The 24,596-nt window shown below is 71.8% G+C and carries 24 protein-coding genes; 12 read left to right on the top strand and 12 right to left on the bottom strand.

Features of this window, described 5'->3' with window-relative positions:
• Positions 1–4: 4 nt before the first annotated feature.
• From WBG79_RS12335 to queF, 3 genes are all read right to left on the bottom strand, one after another.
• Positions 5–1,276, bottom strand: a complete 1,272-nt coding sequence (locus WBG79_RS12335; protein WP_337357399.1) for an RNA polymerase sigma factor — start codon at positions 1,274–1,276, stop codon at positions 5–7.
• On the bottom strand, positions 1,273–1,644 hold the full coding sequence (locus WBG79_RS12340; RefSeq protein WP_337357400.1) for a YciI family protein: 372 nt from the start codon (positions 1,642–1,644) through the stop codon (positions 1,273–1,275). The genes WBG79_RS12335 and WBG79_RS12340 overlap by 4 nt, the downstream gene beginning before the upstream one ends.
• An 80-nt stretch (positions 1,645–1,724) precedes the next feature.
• Positions 1,725–2,189: a preQ(1) synthase gene (gene queF, locus WBG79_RS12345; protein WP_337357401.1), complete on the bottom strand. Its 465-nt coding sequence runs from the start codon at positions 2,187–2,189 to the stop codon at positions 1,725–1,727.
• A 185-nt stretch (positions 2,190–2,374) separates the two neighbouring features.
• Between queF and eno the strand changes: the two genes are divergently transcribed.
• Both eno and WBG79_RS12355 read left to right on the top strand, forming a co-directional pair.
• On the top strand, positions 2,375–3,652 hold the full coding sequence (gene eno / locus WBG79_RS12350; RefSeq protein ID WP_337357402.1) for a phosphopyruvate hydratase: 1,278 nt from the start codon (positions 2,375–2,377) through the stop codon (positions 3,650–3,652).
• Positions 3,653–3,873: 221 nt separating this feature from the next.
• Positions 3,874–4,356, top strand: a complete 483-nt coding sequence (locus tag WBG79_RS12355; RefSeq protein ID WP_337357403.1) for a GNAT family N-acetyltransferase — start codon at positions 3,874–3,876, stop codon at positions 4,354–4,356.
• Between the two features lie 58 nt (positions 4,357–4,414).
• On the opposite strand, the gene WBG79_RS12360 is transcribed toward WBG79_RS12355, so the two are convergent.
• Positions 4,415–6,802: a DUF6600 domain-containing protein gene (locus WBG79_RS12360; RefSeq protein ID WP_337357404.1), complete on the bottom strand. Its 2,388-nt coding sequence runs from the start codon at positions 6,800–6,802 to the stop codon at positions 4,415–4,417.
• A gap of 345 nt (positions 6,803–7,147) precedes the next feature.
• Between WBG79_RS12360 and WBG79_RS12365 the strand changes: the two genes are divergently transcribed.
• A complete protein-coding gene (locus WBG79_RS12365) occupies positions 7,148–7,894 on the top strand; it encodes a cytochrome c biogenesis CcdA family protein (RefSeq protein ID WP_337357405.1) in 747 nt (248 codons plus the stop codon).
• Here WBG79_RS12365 and WBG79_RS12370 read toward each other — a convergent pair.
• The 4 genes from WBG79_RS12370 to mdoH all read right to left on the bottom strand — a co-directional run bounded on the left by WBG79_RS12370 (position 7,857) and on the right by mdoH (position 12,457).
• The gene (locus tag WBG79_RS12370) at positions 7,857–8,831 is read right to left on the bottom strand and encodes a DMT family transporter (RefSeq protein WP_337357406.1); all 975 of its coding nucleotides are present in this window, start codon (positions 8,829–8,831) and stop codon (positions 7,857–7,859) included. The two genes, WBG79_RS12365 and WBG79_RS12370, sit on opposite strands and share 38 nt — an antisense overlap.
• A gap of 90 nt (positions 8,832–8,921) precedes the next feature.
• On the bottom strand, positions 8,922–9,887 hold the full coding sequence (locus WBG79_RS12375) for a hypothetical protein (RefSeq protein ID WP_337357407.1): 966 nt from the start codon (positions 9,885–9,887) through the stop codon (positions 8,922–8,924).
• A gap of 21 nt (positions 9,888–9,908) precedes the next feature.
• Positions 9,909–10,664 carry an FkbM family methyltransferase gene (locus WBG79_RS12380; RefSeq protein WP_337357408.1) on the bottom strand — a complete coding sequence of 252 codons (756 nt, stop codon included), beginning with the start codon at positions 10,662–10,664 and terminating at the stop codon, positions 9,909–9,911.
• A gap of 8 nt (positions 10,665–10,672) precedes the next feature.
• The gene (gene mdoH, locus WBG79_RS12385) at positions 10,673–12,457 is read right to left on the bottom strand and encodes a glucans biosynthesis glucosyltransferase MdoH (protein WP_337357409.1); all 1,785 of its coding nucleotides are present in this window, start codon (positions 12,455–12,457) and stop codon (positions 10,673–10,675) included.
• 119 nt (positions 12,458–12,576) lie between these two features.
• Between mdoH and WBG79_RS12390 the strand changes: the two genes are divergently transcribed.
• The 5 genes from WBG79_RS12390 to WBG79_RS12410 all read left to right on the top strand — a co-directional run bounded on the left by WBG79_RS12390 (position 12,577) and on the right by WBG79_RS12410 (position 16,565).
• Entirely contained in the window at positions 12,577–13,572 is a 996-nt protein-coding gene (locus WBG79_RS12390) for a zinc-dependent alcohol dehydrogenase (RefSeq protein WP_337357410.1), read from the top strand.
• A gap of 42 nt (positions 13,573–13,614) precedes the next feature.
• On the top strand, positions 13,615–14,016 hold the full coding sequence (locus WBG79_RS12395) for a 6-pyruvoyl trahydropterin synthase family protein (RefSeq protein ID WP_337357411.1): 402 nt from the start codon (positions 13,615–13,617) through the stop codon (positions 14,014–14,016).
• A complete protein-coding gene (locus WBG79_RS12400; protein WP_337357412.1) occupies positions 14,009–15,061 on the top strand; it encodes a glycosyltransferase family 4 protein in 1,053 nt (350 codons plus the stop codon). Before WBG79_RS12395 ends, WBG79_RS12400 begins: the two co-directional genes overlap by 8 nt.
• Positions 15,058–15,876, top strand: a complete 819-nt coding sequence (locus WBG79_RS12405) for a class I SAM-dependent methyltransferase (protein WP_337357413.1) — start codon at positions 15,058–15,060, stop codon at positions 15,874–15,876. The genes WBG79_RS12400 and WBG79_RS12405 overlap by 4 nt, the downstream gene beginning before the upstream one ends.
• Positions 15,877–15,941: 65 nt before the next feature.
• A complete protein-coding gene (locus WBG79_RS12410; RefSeq protein ID WP_337357414.1) occupies positions 15,942–16,565 on the top strand; it encodes a MarC family protein in 624 nt (207 codons plus the stop codon).
• 219 nt (positions 16,566–16,784) lie between these two features.
• Here the strand turns inward: WBG79_RS12410 and WBG79_RS12415 are convergent, their stop codons facing one another.
• The 4 genes from WBG79_RS12415 to WBG79_RS12430 are packed head-to-tail and all read right to left on the bottom strand — an operon-like array spanning position 16,785 to position 20,047.
• Positions 16,785–18,188 carry an amidase gene (locus WBG79_RS12415; protein WP_337357415.1) on the bottom strand — a complete coding sequence of 468 codons (1,404 nt, stop codon included), beginning with the start codon at positions 18,186–18,188 and terminating at the stop codon, positions 16,785–16,787.
• A gap of 1 nt (position 18,189) precedes the next feature.
• Positions 18,190–18,378 carry a hypothetical protein gene (locus WBG79_RS12420; RefSeq protein ID WP_337357416.1) on the bottom strand — a complete coding sequence of 63 codons (189 nt, stop codon included), beginning with the start codon at positions 18,376–18,378 and terminating at the stop codon, positions 18,190–18,192.
• A gap of 47 nt (positions 18,379–18,425) precedes the next feature.
• Positions 18,426–19,844, bottom strand: a complete 1,419-nt coding sequence (locus WBG79_RS12425; protein WP_337357417.1) for an amidase — start codon at positions 19,842–19,844, stop codon at positions 18,426–18,428.
• A gap of 11 nt (positions 19,845–19,855) precedes the next feature.
• Positions 19,856–20,047: a hypothetical protein gene (locus WBG79_RS12430; protein WP_337357418.1), complete on the bottom strand. Its 192-nt coding sequence runs from the start codon at positions 20,045–20,047 to the stop codon at positions 19,856–19,858.
• Positions 20,048–20,215: 168 nt separating this feature from the next.
• On the opposite strand from WBG79_RS12430, the gene WBG79_RS12435 reads away from it, so the two are divergent.
• The 4 genes from WBG79_RS12435 (at position 20,216) to WBG79_RS12450 (ending at position 24,589) form a co-directional block, all read left to right on the top strand.
• Complete coding sequence (locus WBG79_RS12435) at positions 20,216–21,094, top strand: DMT family transporter (RefSeq protein WP_337357419.1); 879 nt, start codon at positions 20,216–20,218, stop codon at positions 21,092–21,094.
• Between the two features lie 100 nt (positions 21,095–21,194).
• Complete coding sequence (locus WBG79_RS12440; RefSeq protein WP_337357420.1) at positions 21,195–22,796, top strand: ABC transporter substrate-binding protein; 1,602 nt, start codon at positions 21,195–21,197, stop codon at positions 22,794–22,796.
• 180 nt (positions 22,797–22,976) lie between these two features.
• A complete protein-coding gene (locus WBG79_RS12445; protein ID WP_337357421.1) occupies positions 22,977–23,174 on the top strand; it encodes a hypothetical protein in 198 nt (65 codons plus the stop codon).
• Positions 23,174–24,589 carry an amidase gene (locus WBG79_RS12450; protein ID WP_337357422.1) on the top strand — a complete coding sequence of 472 codons (1,416 nt, stop codon included), beginning with the start codon at positions 23,174–23,176 and terminating at the stop codon, positions 24,587–24,589. Before WBG79_RS12445 ends, WBG79_RS12450 begins: the two co-directional genes overlap by 1 nt.
• Positions 24,590–24,596: the final 7 nt, after the last annotated feature.

Below are 24,596 nucleotides of genomic sequence, written 5' to 3' on the forward strand. Positions count from 1 at the left end.
TTTTTCAGGAGACCGTCGAGGCGGCCGGCATGGACGCCTCCTCGACCAGCCGGTCGATGTGGGCGCGGATCTCGGTCGCCTCCGCGGGCGAGCGGGCGAGCGAGATGGCCCGGTCGAAGGCCTCGCGGGCGTCCCGGGCCCGGCCGAGCTGCTGGAGGAAGGCGCCGCGGGCGCCGTGGAAATAGGCGTAGCCCGCGAGCTTCGGCTCCAGTGGATCGACGATCGCCAGCGCCGGGCCGGGGCCGCGCAGCCGCGCCACCACCACGGCGCGGTTGAGCGTGATCACCGGCGACGGCTGCATCCGTTCCAGCGCCCCGTAGAGAAGCTCGATCTCCGCCCAGTCCGTGTCCGCGAAGCGCGGCGCGCGCGCATGGAGCGCGGCGATGGCCGCCTGGATCTGGTAGGGGCCGGGCCGCCGGTGGCGCATGGCCTTGTCGACCAGTGCCAGTCCCTCGGCAATGAGGCCACGGTCCCAGCGCGACCGGTCCTGAGCCTCCAGGGGAATGCTCACGCCGTCGGCGTCGAGCCGTGCCGGCGTCCGGGCCCGGGTCAGAAGCATGAGGGCGCAGAGGCCCATGATCTCGGGCTCGGCCGGAAACAGGCGGATCAGCAGGCGGGCGAGCCGGATCGCCTCGTCGGCGAGCGCCCCGGCGGCGGCCCCGGCCGTGGCGGCGGTGGTGTAGCCTTCGTTGAAGACGAGGTAGAGCATGGCCGCCACCGCGCCGAGCCGTTCCGCCCGCTCCGCCGGCCCCGGCGCCTCGAACGGCACGCCTGCGGCGGCGACGCGCGCCTTGGCTCGGGTGATCCGCTGCTCCATCGCGCTCTCGCCGACCAGGAAGGCGCGGGCGATCTGCGGGACGGTCAGGCCCGAGACGATGCGCAAGGCGAGCGCGATCTGCTGGGTGGCCGGCAGGTCCGGGTGGGCGCAGACGAACATCAGCCGCAGGACGTCGTCGCGATAGTGGGAGCCGTCGAGCCGCTCGGCGAGATCCGCCTCGGCGTCGCCGAGATCGGAGATGCGGTCCTCCTCCGGCAGGTCCGTCTCGCGCGCCCGGCGGCGCACGCCGTCGAGGCCCGCGTTCCGGCCGACCATGACCAGCCAGGCGACCGGGTCGCGCGGGGGGCCGTTCGCCGGCCAGGTCCGGAGCGCCCTGAGGCAGGCCTCCTGGAACGCCTCCTCGGCCCGGTCGAGATCCCGGAAGTAGCGGAGCAGCGCGCCGAGCGCCTGCGGCCGCGCCGACACGAGCGCATGGTCCAGGAGCGCCATGCCGGTCATGGCCGCGCGCCCCCGTCGGTGAAGAAGCCGATCGGCCGGACCTCGTAGGCCCCGCCGGGATTGACCGCGGCGAGTTCGCGCGAGAACTGAAGGACTTCGTCCAAGTCCTTGCAATCGACCACATAGAAGCCGAGAAGCTGCTCCTTGGTCTCGGCGAAGGGACCGTCCAGCACGACGGGCGGCTCGCGGTCCTTCCTGAGCGTGGTGGCCGCCGTGGTCGGCAGGAGCCGCGCGACCGGCCCGAGCTTGCCGGCCTTGGCGAAGCGCTCCTGGACGGCGCCGAGCTTCGCCATCACGGCGGCGTCCTCCTCCTTGGACCAGGAGCAGACGGCATCTTCCGAATGGTAGCAGAGGATCGCGTAGAGCATGGTGTCCCGTCCTTCGTCACAGCAAGGACGGGCGACTATGCGACGATCCGACAAGCCTGGCAAAAATTGTCGAGGGTCGGTCAGCCCCGGCCGCGATAGCTCGCCACGCCCTGGTCCGGGATCCAGACCCCCGCCGGCGGAGCGCCCGACTGCCAGAAGACGTCGATCGGAATGCCGCCGCGCGGGTACCAGTAGCCCCCGATCCGCAGCCAGTGCGGCTCCAGGAGCCCCGCGAGACGCCGGCCGATCGCCACCGTGCAGTCCTCGTGGAAGGCCCCATGGTTGCGGAAGCTCGTCATGTAGAGCTTCAGCGACTTCGACTCCACGAGCCAGTCCTTCGGCACGTAGTCGATGACGAGGTGCGCGAAGTCCGGTTGGCCCGTGACGGGGCAGAGCGAGGTGAATTCCGGCACCGTGAACCGCGCCAGGTAGAGCGTGTCCGCCTGCGGGTTCGGCACCCGGTCCAGCCGGGCCTCGTCGGGCGACTTCGGGTAGACCGTCTCGTGGCCGAGCTGAAGGGTCGAGGGGTCGAAGGCGGTGGTCATCGGGGCTGTCCCTGGAGGCGCGATCCATGCCGACGGACTGTCCGCAGGACGCGCCGGACGCGAGCCGGTTCCCGTGCAGAGGCCCGGGGTCGCAGCGGCACCGGCCGCACTAGGCATGGCTTTCGCCCTCGGCTATAGAGCCGCTCGACCCTCAGAGCAACGGCTCGTCCTCCAAGGAGCGTCCCATGACCGCCATCGTCGACATCGTCGCCCGCCAGATCCTCGACAGCCGCGGCAACCCGACGGTGGAGGTGGACGTGCGGCTGGAGGACGGCTCGCTCGGCCGCGCGGCGGTGCCCTCGGGCGCCTCGACCGGTGCCCATGAGGCGGTGGAGTTGCGCGACGGGGAGAAGAACGTCTACCTCGGCAAGGGCGTCGTGCGCGCCGTGAACGCCGTCAACACGGAGATCTTCGACGCGGTCGGCGGCATGGACGCCGAGGAGCAGATCGCCATCGACCAGGCCATGATCGACCTCGACGGCACGCCCAACAAGGCCCGCCTCGGCGCCAACGCGATCCTCGGCGTGTCGCTCGCCGTCGCCAAGGCGGCGGCCGCGGCCTCCGGCCTGTCGCTCTTCCGCTACGTGGGCGGCCCCAATGCCCGCCTGCTGCCGGTCCCGATGATGAACATCATCAACGGCGGCGTGCATGCGGACAACCCGATCGACTTCCAGGAATTCATGATCATGCCCGCCGGCGCGCCGACCTTCTCGGATGGGCTGCGCATGGGCGCCGAGATCTTCCACACGCTGAAGAAGGCCCTGAAGGACGCCGGCCACAACACCAACGTCGGCGACGAGGGCGGCTTCGCGCCGAACCTCGCCTCGGCCACCGCCGCGCTCGATTTCGTCATGAAGGCCATCGAGAAGGCCGGCTATCGGCCCGGCGAGGACGTCTACCTCGCCCTCGACTGCGCCTCGACGGAGTTCTTCAAGAACGGCGCCTACCACTACGAGGGCGAGGGTGTGGTCCGCTCCCCGGAGGCGCAGGCCGCCTACCTCGCCGACCTCTGCGCCCACTACCCGATCATCTCGATCGAGGACGGCATGTCGGAGGACGATTGGACGGGCTGGAAGATCGTCACCGACCGGATCGGCACCAAGGTGCAGCTCGTCGGCGACGACCTCTTCGTCACCAATTCCAAGCGCCTGCGCGAAGGCATCGCCAAGGGCGTCGCCAACTCGATCCTCGTCAAGGTCAACCAGATCGGCTCCCTGACCGAGACCCTCGACGCCGTCGAGACCGCCCACAAGGCCCACTATACGGCCGTCATGTCCCATCGCTCGGGAGAGACGGAGGACTCCACCATCGCCGACCTGGCGGTCGCCACCAACTGCGGGCAGATCAAGACCGGCTCGCTCGCCCGGTCCGACCGGCTCGCCAAGTACAACCAGCTTCTGCGCATCGAGGAAGCTCTCGGCACCGCCGCCCGTTACGCCGGCAAGTCCGTCCTGAAGGCCTGACCGTGCCGCCCGCCGACGCGCCCGCAGGGGCCCGCGGCGGCGGGGGAGAGAATGCGCCGGCACGTGCGGAGGGCACCGATCGGCCGCGACCGCTCGCCGAACCGGGCCGGCCCGAGATCGGCCCGATCAGCGATTGGGAATGCCGGCAGAGACCGAATCTGCGCGTCATCGCGGGGTCGATGCCGTGGCTCGGCGTTCTTCTCGGGGACCATCAGGCGCGCATGCGGCTGGTCGCCGGGACGCTCAACACCGATCGGATCCTGGTCGCGCGCAGGGGCGGCGAGATCGCCGGGCTTGCCGGCTTCGTCGCCGACGGGCGGGGCCCCTTCTCGATTTCGCAGGAGGCATGGACCCGCGAGCATGGCCGGATCGGCGGCGCCCTGCGGGCGGCAGCCCTAGCCGTCGCGCGCCTCGCGTCCAATCCCCGCCGCGGCGACCTCTATGTGGAGATGCTTCGCGCCCGGGAACGCAAGCGCGGCGAAGGCGTCGGGGCCCTGCTGCTCCAGGGGCTCGACGCGGAGGCCCGCCGCCTCGGCAAGGGCCGGATCCGCATGTTCGTCGACGTCCGCAACGCCGCCGGCCGGCGCTTCTACGAGCGGCACGGCTACCGGCTGGTCCGCACCCTCAGCCTGCCGGTCGTCGGCCGGCTCTTCCATCACGGTCGGGTGGACCTGCTGGTCAAGACCCTGGACGGGCCGCCCTGACGGAAAAGGCCGCAGCCCGGGGGCTGCGGCCATTCGATAGGCCCGGAACGACTTCGTCTCAGCAGGGCTGGCCGGGCTGGCAGTCGCGCCGGCGGCGCTCGCCGTCGTTGCCGCCGCCGCCCTGGCCCCGGTTCCCGTCGACGCCCTGGCCGCGCGACCGGTCCCCGCCGTCGCCGCCGCCGCCCCGATTGCCCTGGACCTGCGGCGGGTTGCCGTCGTTGCGGACGCCGCGCGGCTGGCCGTCCGGCCCGCCCGGATTGCGGATCCGCTCGTCCGGACCCGCCCCCGGCCCGCGGTTGCGGTCGTTCGGACCGGCATCCGGCGCGCGGTTCCCCTGGAACTGGGGCGGATTGCCGTCGCCCCGGGCGCCGCGCGGCTGGCCGTCCGGCCCGCCCGGATTGCGGGCGCGTTCGTCCGGACCGGCCCCCGGGTTGCGGTTGCGCTCGTTCGGACCGGCATCCGGGCCGCGGTTGCCCTGGAACTGAGGCGGATTGCCGTCTCCGCGGGCCCCGCGCGGCTGGCCGTCCGGCCCGCCGGGATTGCGGACGCGTTCGTCCGGACCGGCGCCCGGGTTGCGGTTGCGCTCGTTCGGACCGGCATCCGGGCCGCGGTTGCCCTGGAACTGGGGCGGGTTGCCGTCGCCGCGGGCGCCGCGCGGCAGGCCGTCCGGCCCGCGATTGCGCTCGTTCGGCCCGGCGTCGGGTCCGCGGTTGCCCTGGACATTGGGCGGATTGCCGTCTCCGCGCGGACGCCCGTCCGGCCCGCGGTTGCCCTGGAACTCGAAGGTGGCATTGGGGTCGCGCGGGCGGCCGTCGGGACCGATCGGCCCGCGGTTCCGCTCGTTCGCGTCGGGGCCGCGATTGCGGTCGACGGGGCGACCGTCCGGCCCGATCACGGCTTCGTTGCGATTCGGCCCGGCGCCGTTGCGCGGCTGCCCGTCTGGCCCGCGGTTCCGGTCGACCGGGCGGCCGTCCGGCCCGATCACGGCCTCGTTGCGGTTCGGCCCGGCGCCGTTGCGGGGCTGCCCGTCGGGACCGCGGTTGCGGTCGACCGGGCGGCCGTCCGGCCCGATCACGGCTTCGTTGCGGTTCGGCCCGGCGCCGTTGCGCGGCTGCCCGTCTGGCCCGCGGTTCCGGTCGACCGGACGGCCGTCCGGACCGATCACGGCTTCGTTGCGGTTCGGCCCGGCGCCGTTGCGCGGCTGCCCGTCGGGACCGCGGTTCCGGTCGACCGGACGGCCGTCCGGACCGATCAGCGCCCGATTGTTCGGGTCCAAATTCGGGCCGCGCACGTCGTCGCGGCGGTTGTCGTCCTTGATCTGCGGGCGTCCGTTGTCGTTGCGGCCCGGACCGCCGTCGCGGCGATCCTCCTCGCGCCGGCGCAGCCGATCCCGGTCCCGATCCTGGACGTCCGCCTCGAGCCGACCGGTGCGGACGGCCTCGATCAGACGGTCGACCTCCGGATCGTCGCGGCGGATGTCGACCGGCCGGTCCCGGCGGAAGCGCTCGACGACCTCCGGATTGCCGTCGCGCACCTTGATGCGGCCTTCACGCGTCGCTTCGATGATCTGGCGCCGGACGAGCGGCTGGTCGGCCCGGTAGCGCCCGGCCCTGACGCCCTCGAGGATCTTCGCGGTCACGATGGCGCTCGGCGCGCCCGGCGCGGCGCGAACGCGCTCGTAGCGGATCACGCCGCCGCCCGGCAGGCGGTCGCGAAAGCCGATCGGCCGGTTGTTGCGGTCGTAGCCGACCCGGAATACCACCTTCTGCGGCTTGATGACGATGCGCGGGTTGCGGCGCTCGATCGCCCGGATGTCGATAAAGGCGTTGCGGGGACGGCCGACCACCGGACGCCCGTTGAAGCGCGTGTAGCCCCAGATCTGGGCCACCTCGGGGGCGGTGCGGATGATGATCGACGGCAGCTCGCGGTTCGGATCGGCGAGATCCTCGCCCTGCGCGAAGCTCCAGTAGTTCTCGTCCTCTGCGTAGTCCTCGTTCTCCGGCCCGAGCGGCGCCCAGCCCACATAGCCCTCGCCCTGGCGCCAGCTGACCCAGCCCGGGCCCCACTCGTCGCTCGGCACCCAGAACCAGCCCCAGTTGTTGTCATAGGCCCAGCGGCCGTAGTGGAAGACGATGTCGCCCCAGTCGTTCGAGGCCTGGAAGTACCAGCCCCACTCGTCGGTGTAGACCCACCGCCCGTCCTCGTAGGGACGCCAGTACTCGTCCACGTCGGCCGGCGCCCACACGGCCCCGAAGCGCGGATGGTAGGACCAGACGCCATGGGGCTGCAGCTGGTCGTAGAAGAGGGGGTCATCGTCGCGCGGCTGGGCGGCGGCCGGGGCGGCCGCGAAGGGCAGGGACCGGTCGAGGCCCGTCCAGGCGCCGTCGGGGCCGATGGTGAGGATGGTGGCGACCGCACCCAAGAGCGCGGTTCTGAGCAGCGACATATCGAACTCCTCGGTCGGTGAACGCCACCTCGAACCCGGCTGAGACGCGGCCGGTCGGCAAGCCCGCTGCCCGCGTCCACCGTCGGGCTGTCAGCTTTTTCGCAGCTTCCCGGGCCGGATTCGCGGCTGAAGCACGGCAGCCCGGCGGCGGGTCGGCGAAATTGCGGCGGCGCCGATGAACCCTGGATGAACGGCGTCGCTGCGGGCATGGTTCCAGATTCGCCACCTGCCCGGAAGGGAGGCGGCCCGACTGCGCAGAAACCCTCCGTCGCGGGAAGGTGACTTCGCGCGGCCGCGCCGATCGCCTATACGAGCGGCAGGACAGTCAGGGGAAGTGCATCCGCCATGTCATCGGGCGTCACGCTCGCCGGAGCCCTCGGGGCCGGCCTCATCTCCTTTGCGTCGCCCTGCGTCCTGCCCCTCGTCCCGCCCTACCTCGCCTACATGGCCGGCGTCAGCCTGGACGAGCTGCAGGGCAAGGCGCCCGAGACCGGCGACGGCTCGGCCCGCCGGCGCGTGATCGTGGCGGCGGCCGCCTTCGTGGCCGGCTTCTCGACCGTGTTCATCCTGATGGGGGCCGGCGCCTCGGCGATCGGCCAGGCCCTGCGCCAGTGGGCCGAGATCCTGTCCTACGTCGCCGGCGTGGCGATCATCGTCATGGGCCTGCACTTCCTGGGCGTCTTCCGGATCGGGCTCCTGTACCGCGAGGCCCGCGTCCAGGTGAACCGCAAGCCCGCCGGCCCGCTCGGCGCCTACCTGATCGGCCTCGCCTTCGGCTTCGGCTGGACGCCCTGCATCGGCCCGATCCTCGGCGCCATCCTGGCGGTCGCCGGCAGCACGGCGACGCTCGGCGAGGGGGCGCTCCTGCTGACCGTCTATTCCTTCGGTCTCGGCATCCCCTTCATGGCCGCCGCGCTCTTCTCCGGTCCCTTCATCGCCCTCATGCGCCGTTTCCGCGCCCACATGGGCCTCGTCGAGAAGGCCATGGGCGGCTTCATGATCCTGACCGGCATCGCCTTCCTGACCGGCCAGATCGCCCGCATGGCCTACTGGCTCATCGAGACCTTTCCGGTCCTGTCGACGATCGGCTGACGGGGCGTCCCCGGAACGCCGCCCAGCGCGCGGCGATGAGGTCGCGCGGAGCGGTCGCCATGACCACGCCCGCGATGATCAGCACGAAGCCGGCCGCGTGGTAGGGCTTCGGAGTCTCGCCGAGGACGAGGATCGCCATGCCGACCGCCGCCGCCGGGAAGAGGTAGACGAACATGCCCGCGATCCCCGGGCCGAGGATCCTGACCCCGTACTGGAACGCCCCGAAGGCCAGCACCGACGAGACCACGGCCAGCACCAGGATCGCCCCCCAAGGCTTCAGGCCGGTCGGCACATGGCCGGTCGCGATCGTCTCCCAGGCCGCGAAGGGCAGGAGCGTCAACGTCCCCATCCCGGCGATGCCGGCGAAGAGCGTCATGGTCGGCATCGCCTGGAAGACCGGCCGCTTGAGGATCAGCGAGTAGACCGACCAGCCTGCCGTCGCCGCCGCCACGATCAGGTCGCCGGTGTTGAGCGACAGCGAGAAGAACCGTTCCAGCCGCCCCTCGAAGACGATGACGGCCACCCCCGAGAGCCCCAGCACGATGCCGGCGACCGCGTTCCGCCCGATCCGGCGCCCGAGGAAGAGCCAGTCCAGCAGCAGCATCATCACCGAGGCGGTCGAGTAGATGAGCGACCCGTTCGTCGCCGTCGTGTGCTTCAGCGCGTAATACACGGCGCCGCCGCTGAGCCACATGCCGAAGAAGCCGAGGAGCAGGAGCATCCGCCACTCCCGCTTCAAGGCCTCCGCGTGCTGCCGGAGCCCCGGGGCGGCGACCGCGAACAGGATCGCGGTCGCGATCGCCCAGCGCAGGAAGGCGAGCGTGAAGGGCTCCACCTGTCCGACGGCCCAGCGGCCGAGCACGAGGTTCCCGGAGAAGAACAGGGGTGTCAGCCACAGGACCAGGAAGGCCCGTCGGCGCTCGGCGGCGGTCGGCATCCGACAGACCTAGCGGCCGGCGCGCCGCCGCTCAATCCGGGCGCCGCGCAGGCCCCGTCCGCGCCGCGCGCATGCGGGTGGCGCGAAGGCTCACTTCGCGGTCCGGAAGTCGGTGAAGCCGACGTCCGGCGAGGAGGTGTTGTGCCGCGACGGCACCGAACGCGAGAAGAAGATCTCGGCCGCCTTGCCGGACTTGAAGTCTATGACCGACTGCATCTGGGCCGGCCCGCCCGGCGTCGCGCGCCACACAGCCTCGGCGGTATCGGCGTTGTCGGGGCGCACGTACATCGAGCGGATCGCCGTGAAGGGCAGGGCGCCGTCCGAGGCCGGGGCGTAGCCGACCTCGACCGACGAGTAACCCACGTCGACCTGAGTGATGCGCACCGTGCCCTTGCCGCCCTTGGCGAACTCGAGCGTGAAGGTCAGCGTCTTCGGATCGAACTCGACGGACTTGTAGGCGACGAAGGGCCGGGTCGACTCCTCCACCGGCCCGACAAGGAAGGACGAGCCGAACGCCACCTCGTGCATGCGGAAGGGCGGCAGCGGGCGCAGGCGCCAGTAGCCGTCCTGCGGGTACATGACGATGAACTCGATCGGCCCGCCCGCCGTCTTGCGCCAGACCTGGACCAGGTGGAGGAAGTTCTGGGTCAGCTTGCCGACCTTCACGGGAACCACGGTCGGACGCCAGAAGTCCGGGTAGACCACCCCCTTGACGATGTACTGGTCGTCCTCGTGCAGGATCGCGGTCGGCGGCACGTAGGGCTTCACGGGCGGGGCGTCCGGCGCCGGGCCGAAGCCGCAGTCGGTGAAGTCCGGCGCGGTGGAATCGCGCACCACCTTGTCGAGATAGGCGGGCGAGCGCGCGACGACCGTGAAGCGCTCGATGTCGGCCCCCGAAAGCGTGTAGTAGATGTTGTCCTCCTCCGCGCATTTCGTCGCGTAGGAGCGGTTCGCCACGTCGACGGCGACTGGCTCGGCCACGGCCGGGCCGGAGAGGGCGAGGAGCAGGGCGGCCGCGGCGGCCGCGCGGGCCGGGGCGGGGATCGGCAGGGTCATCCGGTCGTCTCCGTTCGAGCGTCAGGCCGCGGGACCGGCCAGCGCATAGACGTCGCCGGAATTGGCCTCCGGCGGCAGTCCGTCAAGCCAGCCCCCGATGGCGTCCCGGCTCACCCACGCCCCGTGGACGAGGCTCTGGGTCTCGCCGAGCGCGGCGTCGAAGCGGGCATAGCCGAGCGCGGCCAGCCGGTCGAGGGCACGGTGCGCCACGTCGCGCTGGATCGTTGTGAACTCGAAGGAGAGCGCCGGCACCGGCGACGAGAGGCCGGCGAGCACTTCGGCCTCGAAGCCCTCCACGTCGATCTTGACGAAGGCGGGCCGCCCGTGCCGGCCGATCAGCGCGTCGAGCGTCGTGACAGGCACCGCGATCGTCTCGGACCAGACCTGTCCCTCCCAGCCCGGTGCCCCGTCGGCAGCGGCGATGAAGGCCGGCGAGGCGGTCGTCACGGTGGGGTTGTCGGCGTTGACGAAGAGGTCGAGCGTCCCCTCCTCCGGGCCGACCGCGGTCGCCTCCAGGGCGACGGCCGGATCAGCGCCGTAGAGCGCGCCGAGGGCCGCGACGAGCGCCGGCTGGGGCTCCACCGCCACCACCCGGCAGCCCAGCCGCCGGAACGAGGCCACCCGGTCCCCCACATGCGCCCCGACGTCGAAGGCGAGGTCTCCCGGGCGCAGGAAGCGGGCATGCAGCGCATCCATCAGCCGGTCGCGCGCCGGATCGCCGTAATAGATGGCGAGCGAGCGCCGGACGGCCGGGTCGGACGAGGGCGGAACCGCCATGGCGACGCTCACGCGTGCCCCGCGAGGGCCGGCAGCCCGAGCGGCTTCAGCTCCTCCGGAACCACCACCTCCTCGGGGATCCGGCACCAGCCGAGCCGGGTCATCAGACGGCCGAAGGCGGGGGATGAGGTCAGCACCGTGAAGGGCACGGCGAGGAGGAGACCGAGGAACAGCGGCGTCGACCACAGGAACGCCTCCCAGGACAGCGCCAGGAGCCCGGCCGATGCGACGGCGCCGACGAGCGTGTGCGGCCACAACCGGGCAAAGGCCTCGCCCCACGGCACCGCATGCGCGTCCCGCACCTGGCCGGTCCAGCCCACCGTCCGCCCGAACAGGAGCGCCCCCATCATCAGTGTGTGGCTGAGCATCGAGATCGGGGTGAGCAGGAGCGCGAAGATCGTCTCGGTGACGAAGCCGACGGCGAAGCGGAGCCCACCGCCGAAGCTCGCCCGCGCAGCCGGGCGGAAGAGGACGTCGATGCCGGTCATGATCTTCGGCGCGAACATCATCACGCCCATCAGCGCCACGAGCCCGAGCGCCGGCCCGGCCGCAAGCCAGTCGGTCCCGCGCTTCGCCAGCGCCTGCCCGAGCGTCAGCCCCCACATGCCCAGATAGGCCGGCGAGGCGACGAACATGGCCACGGCGAGGACCAGCTGGAACCGGCTCGCCGGCAGGATCCCGGGCAGGCCGAGCAGCTTCCAGTACTGCGTGTTGCCCATGCACCAGCGCATGTCGCGGCGGATGAATTCGATCAGGGTCGGCGGGTTCTCCTCATAGGAGCCGCCCTCGGCGGGGATCACCCGGACCTCGTAGCCGCCCTTGCGCATCAGGACCGCCTCGACCTGGTCGTGGCTCATGATGTCGCCGGAGAGCGGGCCCGTCCCGGCGAGACGCGGCAGGTGGCAATGCTCCGCGAAGGCGGCGGTGCGGATCAGCGCGTTGTGGCCCCAGTAGGGGCCGCAGTCCGCGTGCCACCAGGCCGAGCCGAGCGTGTAGGAGCGCATGCCGAGCCGCATGCCGAACTGGAACAGGCGGGCCAGCGGGCTCGTGGAGGGCAGGCCGACCGTCAGGCTCTGCAGGATGCCGAGCCGGGGCGAGGCCTGCATGATCCTGACCATCGCGAGGATCTGCGGCGCCGCCATGTAGCTGTCCGCGTCGAGCACCAGCGCGAAGTCGTTGTCGCCGCCCCAGCGCTCGAGGAAGTCCTTGATGTTGCCGGCCTTGAAGCCCGGGTTCGTCGTCCGCCGGCGGTAGTGCACCTCAGGGCTGTCGCCGAGGCGGCTCCTGAGCGCGGCGACGGCGGCCTCCTCGGCCGCGGCGATCTCGGGACGGTTGGTGTCGGAGAGGACGTAGAGCCGGAACCGGTCGGCCGTGCCCGTCCGCTTCAGGTCGTCGGCGAGGAGGCCGAGGTTGCGGAAGACGCGATCCGTGTCCTCGTTGCGCACGCACATGGCGAGCGCCGTGGTGGCGGTGATCGGCTCGTCGCCCCGGACGGCGGCGGCCGGCGGGCAGGTGAGGGCGAGCGGATCGCGCGCGAAGCGCATGATCAGGAACCCGATCAGCGCGTTCCAGAAGCAGAAGACCGACCAGGGCAGGTAGGCGGCCAGCAGGACCAGGGTCACGACGTCCGCCGCGTCGTATCCGCCCGGCGCCAGCGCCGCCGCGGCGAGCGCCATGACGGCGGCCCAGGTCAGCCCCGCCAGGCCCGCGAAAGCGATCCGGCGGCGGGTCGCGGGATTGCCGCGGGTGCGGCCCTCGGCGGCAAGCGGGCCGGCGTCGGTGGTCAAGGTCATGGGGGGTCCGGTCGGCGGGGTGGACGGGAGGCGGGCAGGCCGGCTAGGCATAGCCCAGGCGGCGGTATTACGCGAGTGGATGGCGGTCGGATGCGGCTTTCTTGGGCAGGAGACGACCGATGACGAAAAGTTCAGGCCCGGCGGCGCGGGCCTTCTGGACGATCGGGGCCGGACGCGGCGAGATCCGGGACGTCGACCTGCCGGCGCCCGGGCCGGACGAGGTCCTCGTCCGCACGCTCTGGAGCGGGGTCAGCCGGGGCACCGAGGCGCTCGTCTTCGCCGGCCGCGTGCCCGAGGGCGAGCGGACGCGCATGCGGGCGCCGTTCCAAGAGGGCGACTTCCCGTTCCCGGTGAAGTACGGCTACGCCGCCGTGGGCGTGGTGGAGGCCGGGCCGGGCGATCTCGCCGGCCGCTCCATCTTCTGCCTGCATCCCCACCAGACCCGCTTCGTCGTGCCCGCCGCGGCCGTGCGCCCGCTCCCCGAGGGCCTGCCGCCCGCCCGCGCCGTCCTCGCCGCAAATGCCGAGACGGCCCTCAACGCCCTTTGGGACGGCGGCGCCGGCCCGGGCGACCGCATCGCGGTCGTCGGCGGCGGCGCGGTCGGGGCCCTGGTCGGGGCGTTCGCCGGCGCCATCCCGGGCACGGAGGTCACCCTCGTCGACGTCGACCCCGCCAAGGCCGGCCTCGCCGACCGACTCGGCATCGGCTTCGCCGCGCCCGGATCGGCGGCATGCGGCGCCGACCTGGTCTTCCACGCGAGCGCGACGGCCGCGGGCCTGGAGACCGCGCTCCGCCTCGCCGGCGACGAGGCGACGGTGGTCGAGCTCAGCTGGTACGGCGACCGGCCGGTGACGGTCGGGCTCGGCGGCCATTTCCACGCCGGCCGGCTCAGGATCGTCTCCAGCCAGGTCGGCCGCGTCGCGCCCGATCGCCGTCCGCGATGGGACTACGCCCGCCGTCTCGGCAAGGCCCTGGAGCTCCTCCGCGACGACCGCCTGGACGCGCTTCTCTCCGAGGCGATCGACTTCGACACTCTGCCGGATCGCATGTCCGGACTGCTCTCGGGGCCCGGCGGCGCCTGCTGCCCATTGATCCGCTACCCCTCGGAGCCGTAGAAGGCCGGCATGCCGGGGCGTCCCCGGCCGGAGGAGCCGCCGATGTTCGCCGTCGAAGTCCGCGACCACATCATGATCGCCCATTCGTTCCGGGGCGCCGTCTTCGGCCCCGCCCAGGCGCTGCACGGCGCGACCTTCGTGGTCGACCTGGCCTTCTACCGCAAGAGCCTCGACCAGAACGGGATCGTGGTGGACATCGGCCTCGCCCACGAGGCCCTGAAGGCGATCCTGACCCCGCTCAACTACCGCAACCTGGACGAGGTGCAGGAGTTCAAGGGCGTCAACACGACGACCGAGTTCCTCGCCTACCACATCTTCAGCCGCATGGCGGACGCCATCCGTCGCGGCGATCTGGGCGAGGACGCGCGCGCCGTCACCCGCCTCCGCGTCATGCTGCACGAAAGCCACGTCGCCCGCGCCTGGTACGAGGGCGATCTTGGCTGACCGGACGCTCGTCTTCGCGATTCCGGGCGATCTGGCGACGCCGACCGGCGGCTATGCGTATGACCGGCGGCTCATCGCCGAGCTGAGCGGCCTGGGCTGGCGCGTCGACCACCTCGCGCTGCCGGCCGGCTTCCCCGATCCGGACGCCGCCGCCTTGGCGCAGACGGCCGCTCTGATGCGCGCCCTGGCGCCCGGGACGACCGTGATGGTCGACGGCCTCGCCCTGGGCGTCCTCCCGGACCTCGCCGCCGAGGTCGCCCGCCGGGGCCGCCTCGTCGCGCTGGTGCACCACCCCCTCGCCCTGGAGACCGGCGTGCCGCACCGGCGGGCGTCCGCGCTGGCGGACCTGGAGCGGCGCGCGCTCGCCTCCGCCGCCGCCATCCTCGTGACGAGCCCGGCGACCGGGCGCACCCTGGTCGAGAGCTTCGAGGTGCCGCTGAGCCGGCTGACCGTCGCGGTCCCGGGCACCGACCCCGCGCCACACGCCCGGGGCTCGGGCGGGCCGGGCACGCGAATCCTGACGGTCGGCACGCTCGTGCCCCGCAAGGGCCATCTCGACCTCGTCGCCGCGCTCGCCCGCCTCGCCGAGCTCGACTGGAGCCTCGACCTCGTCGGCAGCGCCGACCTGGAGCCGGCCCATGCCGCTGCGGTCCGCGCTGCCGTTGAGGCCCACGGGCTCGCCGGGCGGATCCGGCTCGTCGGCGCGATCCCCCGCGACGCGCTTGAAGCCTACTACGACGGCGCCGACCTCTTCGTGCTCGCCTCTCACTACGAGGGCTACGGCATGGCCTACGCGGAGGCGGTCGCGCACGGCCTTCCGGTGGTCGGGACCACGGGCGGGGCCATTCCCGACACGCTCGGCCGGGCCGCCGTGCTGGTCCCTCCGGGCGATCCGGAGCGGCTCGCGCTTGCGCTCCGCCCGCTTCTGTCGGACGGTGACGCCCGCGCGGACCTCGCCGCCCGCGCGCGGGACGCCGCCGCCGCCCTGCCGACCTGGGGCGCGACGGCCCGGACCGTCGCGGCCGCCATCGAGAGCCTCGCATGAACCACTTCGAGACCGACTGGCTGAGCCTGCGCGAACCGGCGGACCACCGGGCGCGCAACCGCATCCTCACCGGCCGGCTTTCGAGCCGCTTCCAGGACCGGCCGGGCATCCGGGTGGTCGACCTCGGCTGTGGCACGGGCTCGACCGTGCGGGCGCTCTCCGGTCTCCTGCCGGGGCCGCAATCCTGGCGGCTGGTCGATCACGACGAGGCGCACCTCGCCCGCGCCGCCGCCATGCTGGCCGACACCCGCGACCGGGACGGCCGTTCCGTGGCGGTCGAGACCGTACGCGCCGACCTCTCGTCCGGCGTCGACCCGACGCTCCTCGACGGCGTCGATCTCGTCACGCTCTCCGCCTTCTTCGACCTGGTGTCGCGCGGGTTCCTGGAGCGATTCGCCGCCGCGGCCGCGGAGCGCGGCACCACGGTCTATGCCGCCCTCACCGTCGACGGCCGTCTCCAGTGCGAGCCCGCCGATCCGCTCGACACCGCCGTCTTCGACGCCTTCAACACCCACATGACCCGCGACAAGGGCTTCGGGCCGGCCCTCGGCCCCAAGGCCCCCGAGACGGCCATCCACGTGTTCCGCAATCGCGGTTTCCGCGTCGAGGCCGGGCGGTCGGATTGGGAGATCGGCCCGGACGAGCCGGCCCTCGCCGCGCGCCTGCTCGACGGCTGGGCGACGGCGGCCGGCGAGACCGGCCTCGTGCCCGCGGCCGATCTCGCCCGCTGGACGCGCCGACGCCAGGGGGAGATCGCCGCCGGTGCGGCACGCCTGACGGTCGGCCACGTCGACGTCCTCGCCATGCCGGCGTGACATCGGCACCGCTTCCGCTTGCACGCCGGCCGCCCTATGGTCGGGGAACCGCAACGGGGGGGACGATGGGCGACTACATCCTGAACGCCTTCGTGACGCTCTTCGTCACCGTCGACCCGCCGGGCCTCGCCCCGATCTTCGTCGCCGTGACGGCCCGCATGACGTCGGATGACCGGCGCCATGTGGCGTGGCGGGCGACCGTCATCGCCGGCCTCGTCCTGCTCGCCTTCGCGCTTTTCGGGGCGAGCGTCCTCGGCGCGCTCGGCATCTCGATCCCGGCCTTCCGGATCGCCGGCGGGCTCCTGCTGTTCTACATCGCCTTCGAGATGGTCTTCGCCCGGCGCAGCGAGCGCAAGTCCGAGACGGCCGGCCGGACCCTGTCGGCCGAGGAGGCCCGCCACCTCGCCGTCTTCCCCGTCGCGATCCCGCTGATCGCCGGCCCGGGCGCCATCTCGGCCACCATCCTGGCGGCCTCGCAGGCACCGACGACCGCGGCTCTCGTCGTCTTCCTCGTCATCATCGTGGCCGTGACCGCGTCCTGCCTTGCCGTCTTCCTGCTCGCCGATCCGCTCAATCGCGCGCTCGGCGAGACCGGCCGCGTGGTCGTCGAACGCCTCCTCGGCCTGATCCTCGCGGCGCTGGCCGTGCAGTTCGTCGCTGACGGCATCAAGGCCATCGCGATCATGTGAAACCGGCCCAGGAAGTCTCAAGCCCTTGCTCGACTTTCATTTTCTGTCATGCCCGGGCTTGTTCCGGGCATCCACGGCAGACATTTCGTCTTCGTGGCGTGGATTGCCGGGACAAGCCCGGCATGGCCAGACCGATAAGTCGAACCTTCGTGAGACCGGCACCACGTGGCACCGCCGGCGCGAGGCACCCCGCGCCGGCGGCGATCGATGGCCGTCGGCTCACGCCGCGAGCGTCAGCTCCGGCCGGCGGCTCCGCCAGGGCGTCGCCTTCTCGTAGGCGTCGCCGAGGCCGAACAGCGTCGGCTCCGCGAAGGCCCGGCCGACGAGCTGCATGGAGAGCGGCAGCCCGGCCGCCGAGTAGCCGCAGCAGACCGCCAGCGCCGGCAGCCCCGTCACGTTGAACGGCATGGTGATGCTGGGCTTCTGGAACAGGAACCACTTCGGCACCTGCTCGATCCGCGGCGCCGGGAAGCAGGACGCCGCCGTCAGGAGCACGTCCACCTCGCCCATGACCTTGGCGACCGCAGCGCAGAGCTCGCGCCGCCGGTAGCTCGCCGCCACGTAGTCCGCCCCGGTGAAGAAGGCGCCGAGCGTGATGCGGTCGCGCGCGTATTCGCCGTAGAGCTCCGGGCTCTCCTTCAGGCTCTTCTCGTGGATCGCGTAGGCCTCCGACCCCATGATGGTCAGCCCGACCGCCGCGAAGTCGGCGAGCGGCGGCAGCGTAACGTCGACCACCTCGCAGCCGAGCGACCGGAACACCGCCGCCGAAGCCTCGATCGCCGCCTTGACCTCGTCGGTCGCCGGATGGTCCGTCTCGTAGAAATGGCGGACTAGGCCGATCTTCAGCCCCTTCACCGGCTTGCCGATCGCGCCCGAGAAGTCGGGCAGCGGCACCTTGGCCGAGGCCGGATCGCCCGGATCGTGGGAGGCGAGCGCCTGCATCATCAGCGCGCAGTCCTCCGAGGTCCAGCACATCGGGCCGGCATGGTCGAGCGACTGCGAGAGCGGCAGGATGCCCTTGCGCGACAGGATGCCGTAGGTCGGCTTGATGCCGGAGAGGCCGCAGAGCGCCGAGGGGCTGCGGATCGACCCGCCCGTGTCGGTGCCCATCGCCCCGAGCACCAGCCCGGCCGCCACCGCGGCGCCCGACCCCGACGAGGAGCCGCCCGTCGTGTGGTCCGGGTTCCACGGATTGCGCGCCGGCGGCGTCAGGATGTCGAAGGACGGCCCGCCGATGGCGAATTCGAAGGTCCCGAGCTTGCCGGTCAGCACCGCGCCGGCGGCCTTGAGGTTCGCGACCGTGGTGGCGTCCTCCTTGGGCACGCGGTCCTTGAGGAGCTTGGAATGCCCGGTCGTCTTCACGCCGGCCGTGTCGTAGATGTCCTTGAGGCCGATCGGGATGCCGTGCAGGGGCGACTTCAGCGTCCCCTTGGCGGCCGCCGCCTCCGCGTCGCGCGCGGCGGCGAGGGCGCTTTCCTCCGTGACCTCGACATAGGCCGAGAGCACGTTGTCGAGCCGCCGGGTCTTGGCGAGGCAGGCCTCGGTGAGTTCCACGGGCGAGAGCTTGCGGGCGGCGATGAGCTTCGCGGCCTCCGCGATGGTCAGGAGCGTCGGGTCGGTCATCTCAGAACTCCTTGGCGCGGAAGACGCTGGCCGGCTCGGCGTCGTAGCCGCGCGGCGTGCGGATGCGCTCGCGCACCGCGAGCACATACTGGTAGGCGGTGCGGAACTCCTCGAAACGCTCGCCGGAGAGCGCGAGCCCCCGGTCGGCGACGATGGCCGCGAAGGCTTCCTGGGATACGGGTTCGGACATGGGATCTCCTCGAAGGGTGGAGAGGGCGGGAAGGCGAGGGGAGCGGATCACTCCGCGGCGAGCGCCGGTGCGGCCTCCAGCGCGGGACGGGTCGCGCGCCACGCGGTGGCGGTCTCGTAGGCGTGGCCGACGCGCAGCACGAGGTCGTCCTGGAACGGGCGGCCGACGATCTGCATCGACAGCGGCAGCCCGTCCTTGGAGAAGCCGGACGGGGTCGACAGGGCGGGCGAGCCGGTCAGGTTGAAGACGCGGGTGAAGAGCGAGCGGCTGCGGCTCATCACGTTGCCGATCTCCCCGAGCAGGGGCGCCGGCCCGGGGGTGGTCGGCGTGACGAGGACGTCGACGGTCTTCATCACCTCGGCGAGCTGCCGGATCAGCACGCCCCGTTGCCGCAGGGCATTGACGTAGTCGGCGGCGCGCACGAAGGACCCGAGCATGATCCGCTGGCGCGCGATCTCGCCGTAGAGCTCCGGCGTCCGCGTCAGGTACTGCTCGTGGATCGCGTAGGCCTCCGACCGGGAGATCAGGGCGGCCGCGTCGTTGTAGTCGGTGAAGGGCGCGAGGGTCACGTCGACCACCTCCGCGCCGAGGCCGCGCATCACGTCGAGGGCCGCCTCTAGGGCCGCCTTGGTGTCCTCGTCGGCCTGCGAGTCCGTTTCCCAGAAGTGCCGCGGCACGCCGACGCGCAAGCCCTTCAGGCTCGGCGACAGCGCCGCGGCGAAATCCGGGACCGGCACGTCGGCGCTGCCGGGGTCCTCCGGGTCGAAGCCGGACAGCACCTGCATCATCAGCGCGCAGTCCTCGGAGGTCCAGCACATCGGGCCGCCGTGGTCGAGGCTGAAGGAGAGCGGCAGGATCCCGCGCCGGCTGACCCGCCCGTAGGTCGGCTTCAGCCCGGCGATGCCGCACCACGCGGCCGGGAACCGGATCGACCCGCCCGTGTCGGTGCCCATGCCGCCCATCGCGAGGCCGGCCGCGACCGCCGCGCCCGTGCCCGACGAGGAGCCGCCCGGGTCGTGCTTGGGGTTCCAGGGGTTGCGGGCCGGCGGCCAGGGCAGGTCCATCGAGGTGCCGCCGATGGCGAACTCCCAGGTCGACAGCTTGCCGAGCAGGACCGTGCCGGCTTCGGCGAGGAGCCGCGTGGTCACCGCGTCCTCGACCGGCACGTGGTGGCGGAACAGCGCCGAGTGCCCGGTCGTGGCGATCCCGGCCGTGTTGTAGATGTCCTTGAGGCCGATCGGGATGCCGTGCAGCGGCCCCTTCCAGCCGCCGGCCATGATCTCGCCCTCCGCCTTGCGGGCGTCCGCCATCGCCTTGTCGGCGGTGACCAGGATGAAGGCGTTGAGCACGGGATCGAGCGCCTCGATCCGCTCAAGGAAGGCGCGGGTCAGCTCGACGGGCGAGAGCTTGCGCGCGGCGATCAGCCGGGACGCCTCGGCGATGGTGAGGAAGCAGAATTCGGTCATGGCGCCCTCCCTCACTTGGCCCAGAGCCGGAGGGCGTGAACCGGCTCCTCAAGGTAGGAGCGGTCGCGGCGGATCGCCTGGGCGGACAGCTCCAGCTCGGCGACCGCCGAGGCGAGCTTGCTGATCTCGGGCTCGGACAGGCGCAGGCCGGCGGCGGCCAGGCGGGTCTCGATGGGAATGGCGACGGCGGGGGCGGCGGGCATGGTGCGGCTCCTCGGGCAGGGCGGAACGGGGATTGGATGCAATCCGGGCCCGGCTCTTGCAAGGGGTGCGCCATGTCGCCGGCGCGCGACCGCGCCTCACGGTCCGTCAGCTTCGGATCGCCCCGGAGGCGCGGCGCGGGTCGCCGGGCGAGAGGAGACGAGCCCCTCATGGCCACTGCGCGGGACGACGTCCGAGCCGGGATTTGCTGGATGATCTTCAGTACGGCGTGCCTGGCGACGGGCAATTCCATCGTCCGCAAGATCGCGGTCGACCTGCATCCGTTCCAGATCGGGTTCCTGACGAACCTGATCGTCCTGGCCGTCGTCTGGCCCGCGCTGCTGAGGCGACCGGACCCGGCCCATCGCACAGAGAGGCGGCGATTGTACACTTTTACGGCAATCGTCGGCGGCATCTCGAACCTCAGCTGGTTCTACGCCCTCGCCAACGTGCCCCTCGCGGAAGCGACAGCCATCACATTCGCGGCTCCCATCATCGTTACCGCGCTGGCCGGCGTCGTCTTCGGCGAGATCGTCACGGGCGCGCGCTGGGCGGCCATCCTCGCGGGCTTTTCGGGCGTGATGCTCATTGTCCGGCCGGGATTCGCCGCACTCGACGCCGGGATGGTGTCGGTGCTCGTCTCCACGCTTTGCATGTCGGCCATGTACATGCTGTCGAAGCAGCTGACCCGGGTCGACAGCATGGCGCGCACGGCGGCCATGATGACCGCGATCCCCGTGGTGGTCGGCCTGGTACCCGCCCTGCTGGTCTGGCGGATGCCCAACTGGAATACAATCGCCTGGCTTCTGACCATGGCGACCGCCATGTACTGCGGCCGGCTGACCATGCTGATCGCCTTCCGCAAGGCGCCGGCCTCGACCGTGATGCCCTTCGATTTCGCCCGGCTTCCCTTCATCGCCGCCATAGCCTACGCGGCCTTCGGCGAGGTGCCGGACACCTTCGCTCTGCTCGGCTCAGCGATGATCGTCACCGCCTCCGCCTTCATCGCCGGGGAGGAGCGGCGGCGCAGTGGACAATCGCTGGCATGACGCTTGCTTTGGATACAAGACCCGTCGCGACTCGCAAGGATCAGGTCGGCCGCGCGCGACGGGCGGGGCGCGGCACGCCACCAACGAGGGACGATCGAGCATGAGACCCGTGATCCGGTTCGCTGCTTCTCTCGCCGCCGCGATGCTCGCCTCCGCGGGCGCCGCCGAGGCTCAGAAGTCGCACCTGCGCATCGCCATGACGGCCGCCGACGTGCCCACCACCACGGGCATGCCCAACAACGGCGCGGAGGGCATGCGCTTCGCGGGCTATCCCGTCTTCGAACCCCTCGTCGACTGGGACCTCTTCAACGCCGTCGACAAGCGGGCCGGCTTCCGGCCGGCGCTCGCCACCCAATGGGCGGTCGAGCCCGAGAACCCCACGCGCTGGGTGTTCAAGCTCCGGGAGGGGGTCAAGTTCCACGACGGCACGGACTTCAACGCCGACGTCGTGCTGTGGAATCTCTCGCGGCTCTACGACGACAAGTCGCCCCAGTTCGAGGCGGCCGCCTCCGGCATCGCCCGTTCGCGCGCCCCCCAGCTCGTGAAGTGGGAAAAGACGGACGACTTCACGGTCGTCCTGACCACCACCCGCCCGCTCAGCTTCTTCCCCATGCTGATGGCCTGGATCCCCTTCGTCAGCCCGACCGCCTGGGAGAAGGCGGGGCGGAACTGGAACGAGTTCGCCAAGGCGCCCGTCGGCACCGGCCCGTTCCGGATCACCAAGGTGAACCCGCGCGTCTCCATCGAGATGGAGAAGTTCCCCGGCCACTGGAACCCGCAGCGGATCGCCAAGTCCGACAAGGTGACCCTGTTCCCGATGCCCGAGGCGAACACCCGCCTCGCCGCGCTCCGCTCCGGCCAGGTCGACTGGATCGAGGTGCCCCCGCCGGACGCCATCCCGAGCCTGAAGCAGGCCGGCTACAAGGTCACCACCAAGATCTACCCGCACATCTGGCCCTGGGTCTTCTCCTTCCAGGACGACAGCCCCTTCAAGGACAAGCGCGTCCGCTACGCCGCCAACTACGCGGTCGACCGCGAGGGCCTCGTCAAGCTTCTCAACGGCACCGCGTTGCCGGCGACGGGCTTCGTCACCGACACCGACGCCCAGTACGGCAAGCCCAAGGTGAAGTTCGGCTACGACCCGGAGAAGGCGAAGGCCCTCCTCAAGGAAGCCGGCTACGACGAGAAGAATCCGGCGAAGATCAAGGTCATGATCTCCACCTCCGGATCCGGGCAGATGATGCCCATTCCCATGAACGAGCTGATCCAGCAGAACCTGGAGGCTGTCGGCTTCAAGGTCGAATACGACGTCGTCGAGTGGGGCACCATGCTGCTCGGCTTTCGCCAGCCCCCGGACAGCGCCATCAACAAGGGCCGGCACGCGATGAACATTTCGCTGAGCTGGACCGACCCGTCCGTCTGGTTCCGCTTCTTCCACTCGGAGGCGGCCACCCCGACCTCGTCGAACTGGGCCCATTGGAAGAACGCCGAGTTCGACGCGATCCTCGACAAGGTGGCGACTACCTACGACCCGGTCGAGCAGGAGATGCTTCTCGCCAAGGCCCACGAGATCCTGGTCGAGGAGAGCCCCTGGCTCTGGATCGTGCACGACCTCAACCCGCGCGCCTTCTCGGCGAAGGTGCAGGGCTACGTTCCCCAGCAGAGCTGGATGCAGGACTTCACGCAGGTGGTCGTGAAGTAGCCGCCCGCTGCCCGAGATGGCGGCGGTCGCCCGCGGCCGCCCCGCCCGAAGCCCGTCCATCCCGTCCGCCGGCCCCCCGGCCGGGCGCAGGGCGGAGTCTTGCCCGGGCTCTCCCGATCCGGCGGAGCCCCAATTCCTTGACCCCCGGACCCTGGTCCTGAACCCCGAAGGAGCGCGCCCATGGCACCCGCCCCCGCATCCCCCGAGGAACTCGCCGTCTACATCGAACGGGCCGGCTTCAAGCTGACCCCCGCCGAGATCGCCGACTACGTCGCCGCCTACGGCCACGTGCGCGCCATGGCGGAGCGGATCCGCACGCCGATGAGCTACATGGTCGAGCCCGCCCATACCTACGGATTCGCCGGGGAGGGCCGGTGATGAGCGCCGAATTCCCGACCATCGCCGAGGCCGCCGCCCTCATCGCCGCCAGGAAGATGTCGCCGGTCGAGCTGACCGAGCTCTGCCTCGCCCGCGTCGACGCCCACGAGGCCACCGTCCACGCCTTCGTCACCGTGACGGCCGAGCGCGCCCGCGCCGAGGCCAAGGCGGCCGAGGCCGAGATCATGACCTCCGGTCCGAAGGGCCCGCTGCACGGCATCCCGATCGGCCTCAAGGACATCATCGACACGGCCGGCCTGCTGACCACTTGCCAGTCCGCCCACAACGCGGACAACATTCCGGAGGCCGACGCGACCTGCGCGGCCAACCTGGCGGCAGCCGGCACGGTGCTGGTCGGCAAGCTGACCACCCACGAATTCGCCGACGGCGGCCCGTCCTTCGACCTGCCCTGGCCGCCCTCGCGCAACCCCTGGAACCCGGCCCACTTCACGGCCGGCTCGTCGAGCGGCACGGGCGCGGCGGTCGCGGCCGGCATGGTGCTGGGCGGCCTCGGCACCGATACGGGCGGCTCGATCCGCGGGCCCGCGGCGCTCTGCGGCATCGTCGGCATCAAGCCCACCTACGGGCTCGTCAGCCGCGCCGGCGTGGCCCCGGCCGCCTGGTCGCTCGACCACATCGGCCCCATGTGCTGGACCGTCGAGGACTGCGCCATCATGCTGCAGGCGCTGGCCGGCCACGACCCGAAGGACCCGGCGAGCGCGAAGCGCCCCGTTCCCGACTACCGCGCCGAGATCCCGAAGGGCGGCAAGGGCCTGAAGATCGGCCTCCTGCGCCGCTGGCACGAGGACGACAACAAGGTCGCCCCCGCCGTGCAGGCGGGCATCGACAAGGCCGTGAAGGCCTACGAGGCGATAGGCGCCGAGGTGGTCGAGATCAAGCTCTCCGCCCTCCAGGACTACGCCGCCGCCGGCTTCTTCATCTCCACCGTGGAGCGGGCCGCGGCCTACGAGACGATGATGATCGACGCGCCGGAGAAGTTCGGCGCCCGCTATCGCGACCGCCTGATCCTCGGCTCCTTCGTGACCGGCATGGACTACGTCCAGGCGGTGCGCCGCCGCGGCGAGCTCTACGCGGAACTCACCGCCGCGATGGCCGGCGTCGACGTGGTGCTGACGGCCGGCAATCCCAACGAGGCCGCCGAGATCGACAAGGTGCCGCGCTGGGACAACCTGGAGAAGCCCAACTTCACCATGCCGTTCAACCTGACCGGCCTGCCGGCGATCTGCGTGCCCTCCGGCTTCGGCCCGAAGGGCCTGCCGGTCTCCATCCAGCTCGCCGCGCGGCCCTTCCAGGAGGCCGTCCTTTTCCGCGCCGCCCACGCCTTCGAGCAGGCGACCGGATGGGGCGCCGTGCGCCCGGCCATGGTGGCCCCGACCGCCGCCGCCGCCCAGTGACCGAGGA

This window comes from Prosthecomicrobium sp. N25 (assembly GCF_037203705.1).
Classification (GTDB): domain Bacteria; phylum Pseudomonadota; class Alphaproteobacteria; order Rhizobiales; family Ancalomicrobiaceae; genus Prosthecodimorpha.

Excerpts from the sequence above, each read along its gene's own strand:
- WBG79_RS12435 (WP_337357419.1), top strand. The coding sequence starts at position 20,216 with ATGGCCACTGCGCGGGACGACGTCCGAGCCGGGATTTGCTGGATGATC.
- WBG79_RS12395 (WP_337357411.1), top strand. The coding sequence starts at position 13,615 with ATGTTCGCCGTCGAAGTCCGCGACCACATCATGATCGCCCATTCGTTC.
- WBG79_RS12365 (WP_337357405.1), top strand. The coding sequence starts at position 7,148 with ATGTCATCGGGCGTCACGCTCGCCGGAGCCCTCGGGGCCGGCCTCATC.
- WBG79_RS12440 (WP_337357420.1), top strand. The coding sequence starts at position 21,195 with ATGAGACCCGTGATCCGGTTCGCTGCTTCTCTCGCCGCCGCGATGCTC.
- eno (WP_337357402.1), top strand. The coding sequence starts at position 2,375 with ATGACCGCCATCGTCGACATCGTCGCCCGCCAGATCCTCGACAGCCGC.
- WBG79_RS12370 (WP_337357406.1), bottom strand. The coding sequence starts at position 8,831 with ATGCCGACCGCCGCCGAGCGCCGACGGGCCTTCCTGGTCCTGTGGCTG.
- WBG79_RS12335 (WP_337357399.1), bottom strand. The coding sequence starts at position 1,276 with ATGACCGGCATGGCGCTCCTGGACCATGCGCTCGTGTCGGCGCGGCCG.
- WBG79_RS12415 (WP_337357415.1), bottom strand. The coding sequence starts at position 18,188 with ATGACCGACCCGACGCTCCTGACCATCGCGGAGGCCGCGAAGCTCATC.
- WBG79_RS12410 (WP_337357414.1), top strand. The coding sequence starts at position 15,942 with ATGGGCGACTACATCCTGAACGCCTTCGTGACGCTCTTCGTCACCGTC.
- WBG79_RS12405 (WP_337357413.1), top strand. The coding sequence starts at position 15,058 with ATGAACCACTTCGAGACCGACTGGCTGAGCCTGCGCGAACCGGCGGAC.
- WBG79_RS12375 (WP_337357407.1), bottom strand. The coding sequence starts at position 9,887 with ATGACCCTGCCGATCCCCGCCCCGGCCCGCGCGGCCGCCGCGGCCGCC.
- mdoH (WP_337357409.1), bottom strand. The coding sequence starts at position 12,457 with ATGACCTTGACCACCGACGCCGGCCCGCTTGCCGCCGAGGGCCGCACC.
- queF (WP_337357401.1), bottom strand. The coding sequence starts at position 2,189 with ATGACCACCGCCTTCGACCCCTCGACCCTTCAGCTCGGCCACGAGACG.
- WBG79_RS12380 (WP_337357408.1), bottom strand. The coding sequence starts at position 10,664 with ATGGCGGTTCCGCCCTCGTCCGACCCGGCCGTCCGGCGCTCGCTCGCC.
- WBG79_RS12360 (WP_337357404.1), bottom strand. The coding sequence starts at position 6,802 with ATGTCGCTGCTCAGAACCGCGCTCTTGGGTGCGGTCGCCACCATCCTC.
- WBG79_RS12355 (WP_337357403.1), top strand. The coding sequence starts at position 3,874 with ATGCGGCTGGTCGCCGGGACGCTCAACACCGATCGGATCCTGGTCGCG.
- WBG79_RS12340 (WP_337357400.1), bottom strand. The coding sequence starts at position 1,644 with ATGCTCTACGCGATCCTCTGCTACCATTCGGAAGATGCCGTCTGCTCC.
- WBG79_RS12390 (WP_337357410.1), top strand. The coding sequence starts at position 12,577 with ATGACGAAAAGTTCAGGCCCGGCGGCGCGGGCCTTCTGGACGATCGGG.
- WBG79_RS12445 (WP_337357421.1), top strand. The coding sequence starts at position 22,977 with ATGGCACCCGCCCCCGCATCCCCCGAGGAACTCGCCGTCTACATCGAA.
- WBG79_RS12420 (WP_337357416.1), bottom strand. The coding sequence starts at position 18,378 with ATGTCCGAACCCGTATCCCAGGAAGCCTTCGCGGCCATCGTCGCCGAC.
- WBG79_RS12450 (WP_337357422.1), top strand. The coding sequence starts at position 23,174 with ATGAGCGCCGAATTCCCGACCATCGCCGAGGCCGCCGCCCTCATCGCC.
- WBG79_RS12425 (WP_337357417.1), bottom strand. The coding sequence starts at position 19,844 with ATGACCGAATTCTGCTTCCTCACCATCGCCGAGGCGTCCCGGCTGATC.
- WBG79_RS12430 (WP_337357418.1), bottom strand. The coding sequence starts at position 20,047 with ATGCCCGCCGCCCCCGCCGTCGCCATTCCCATCGAGACCCGCCTGGCC.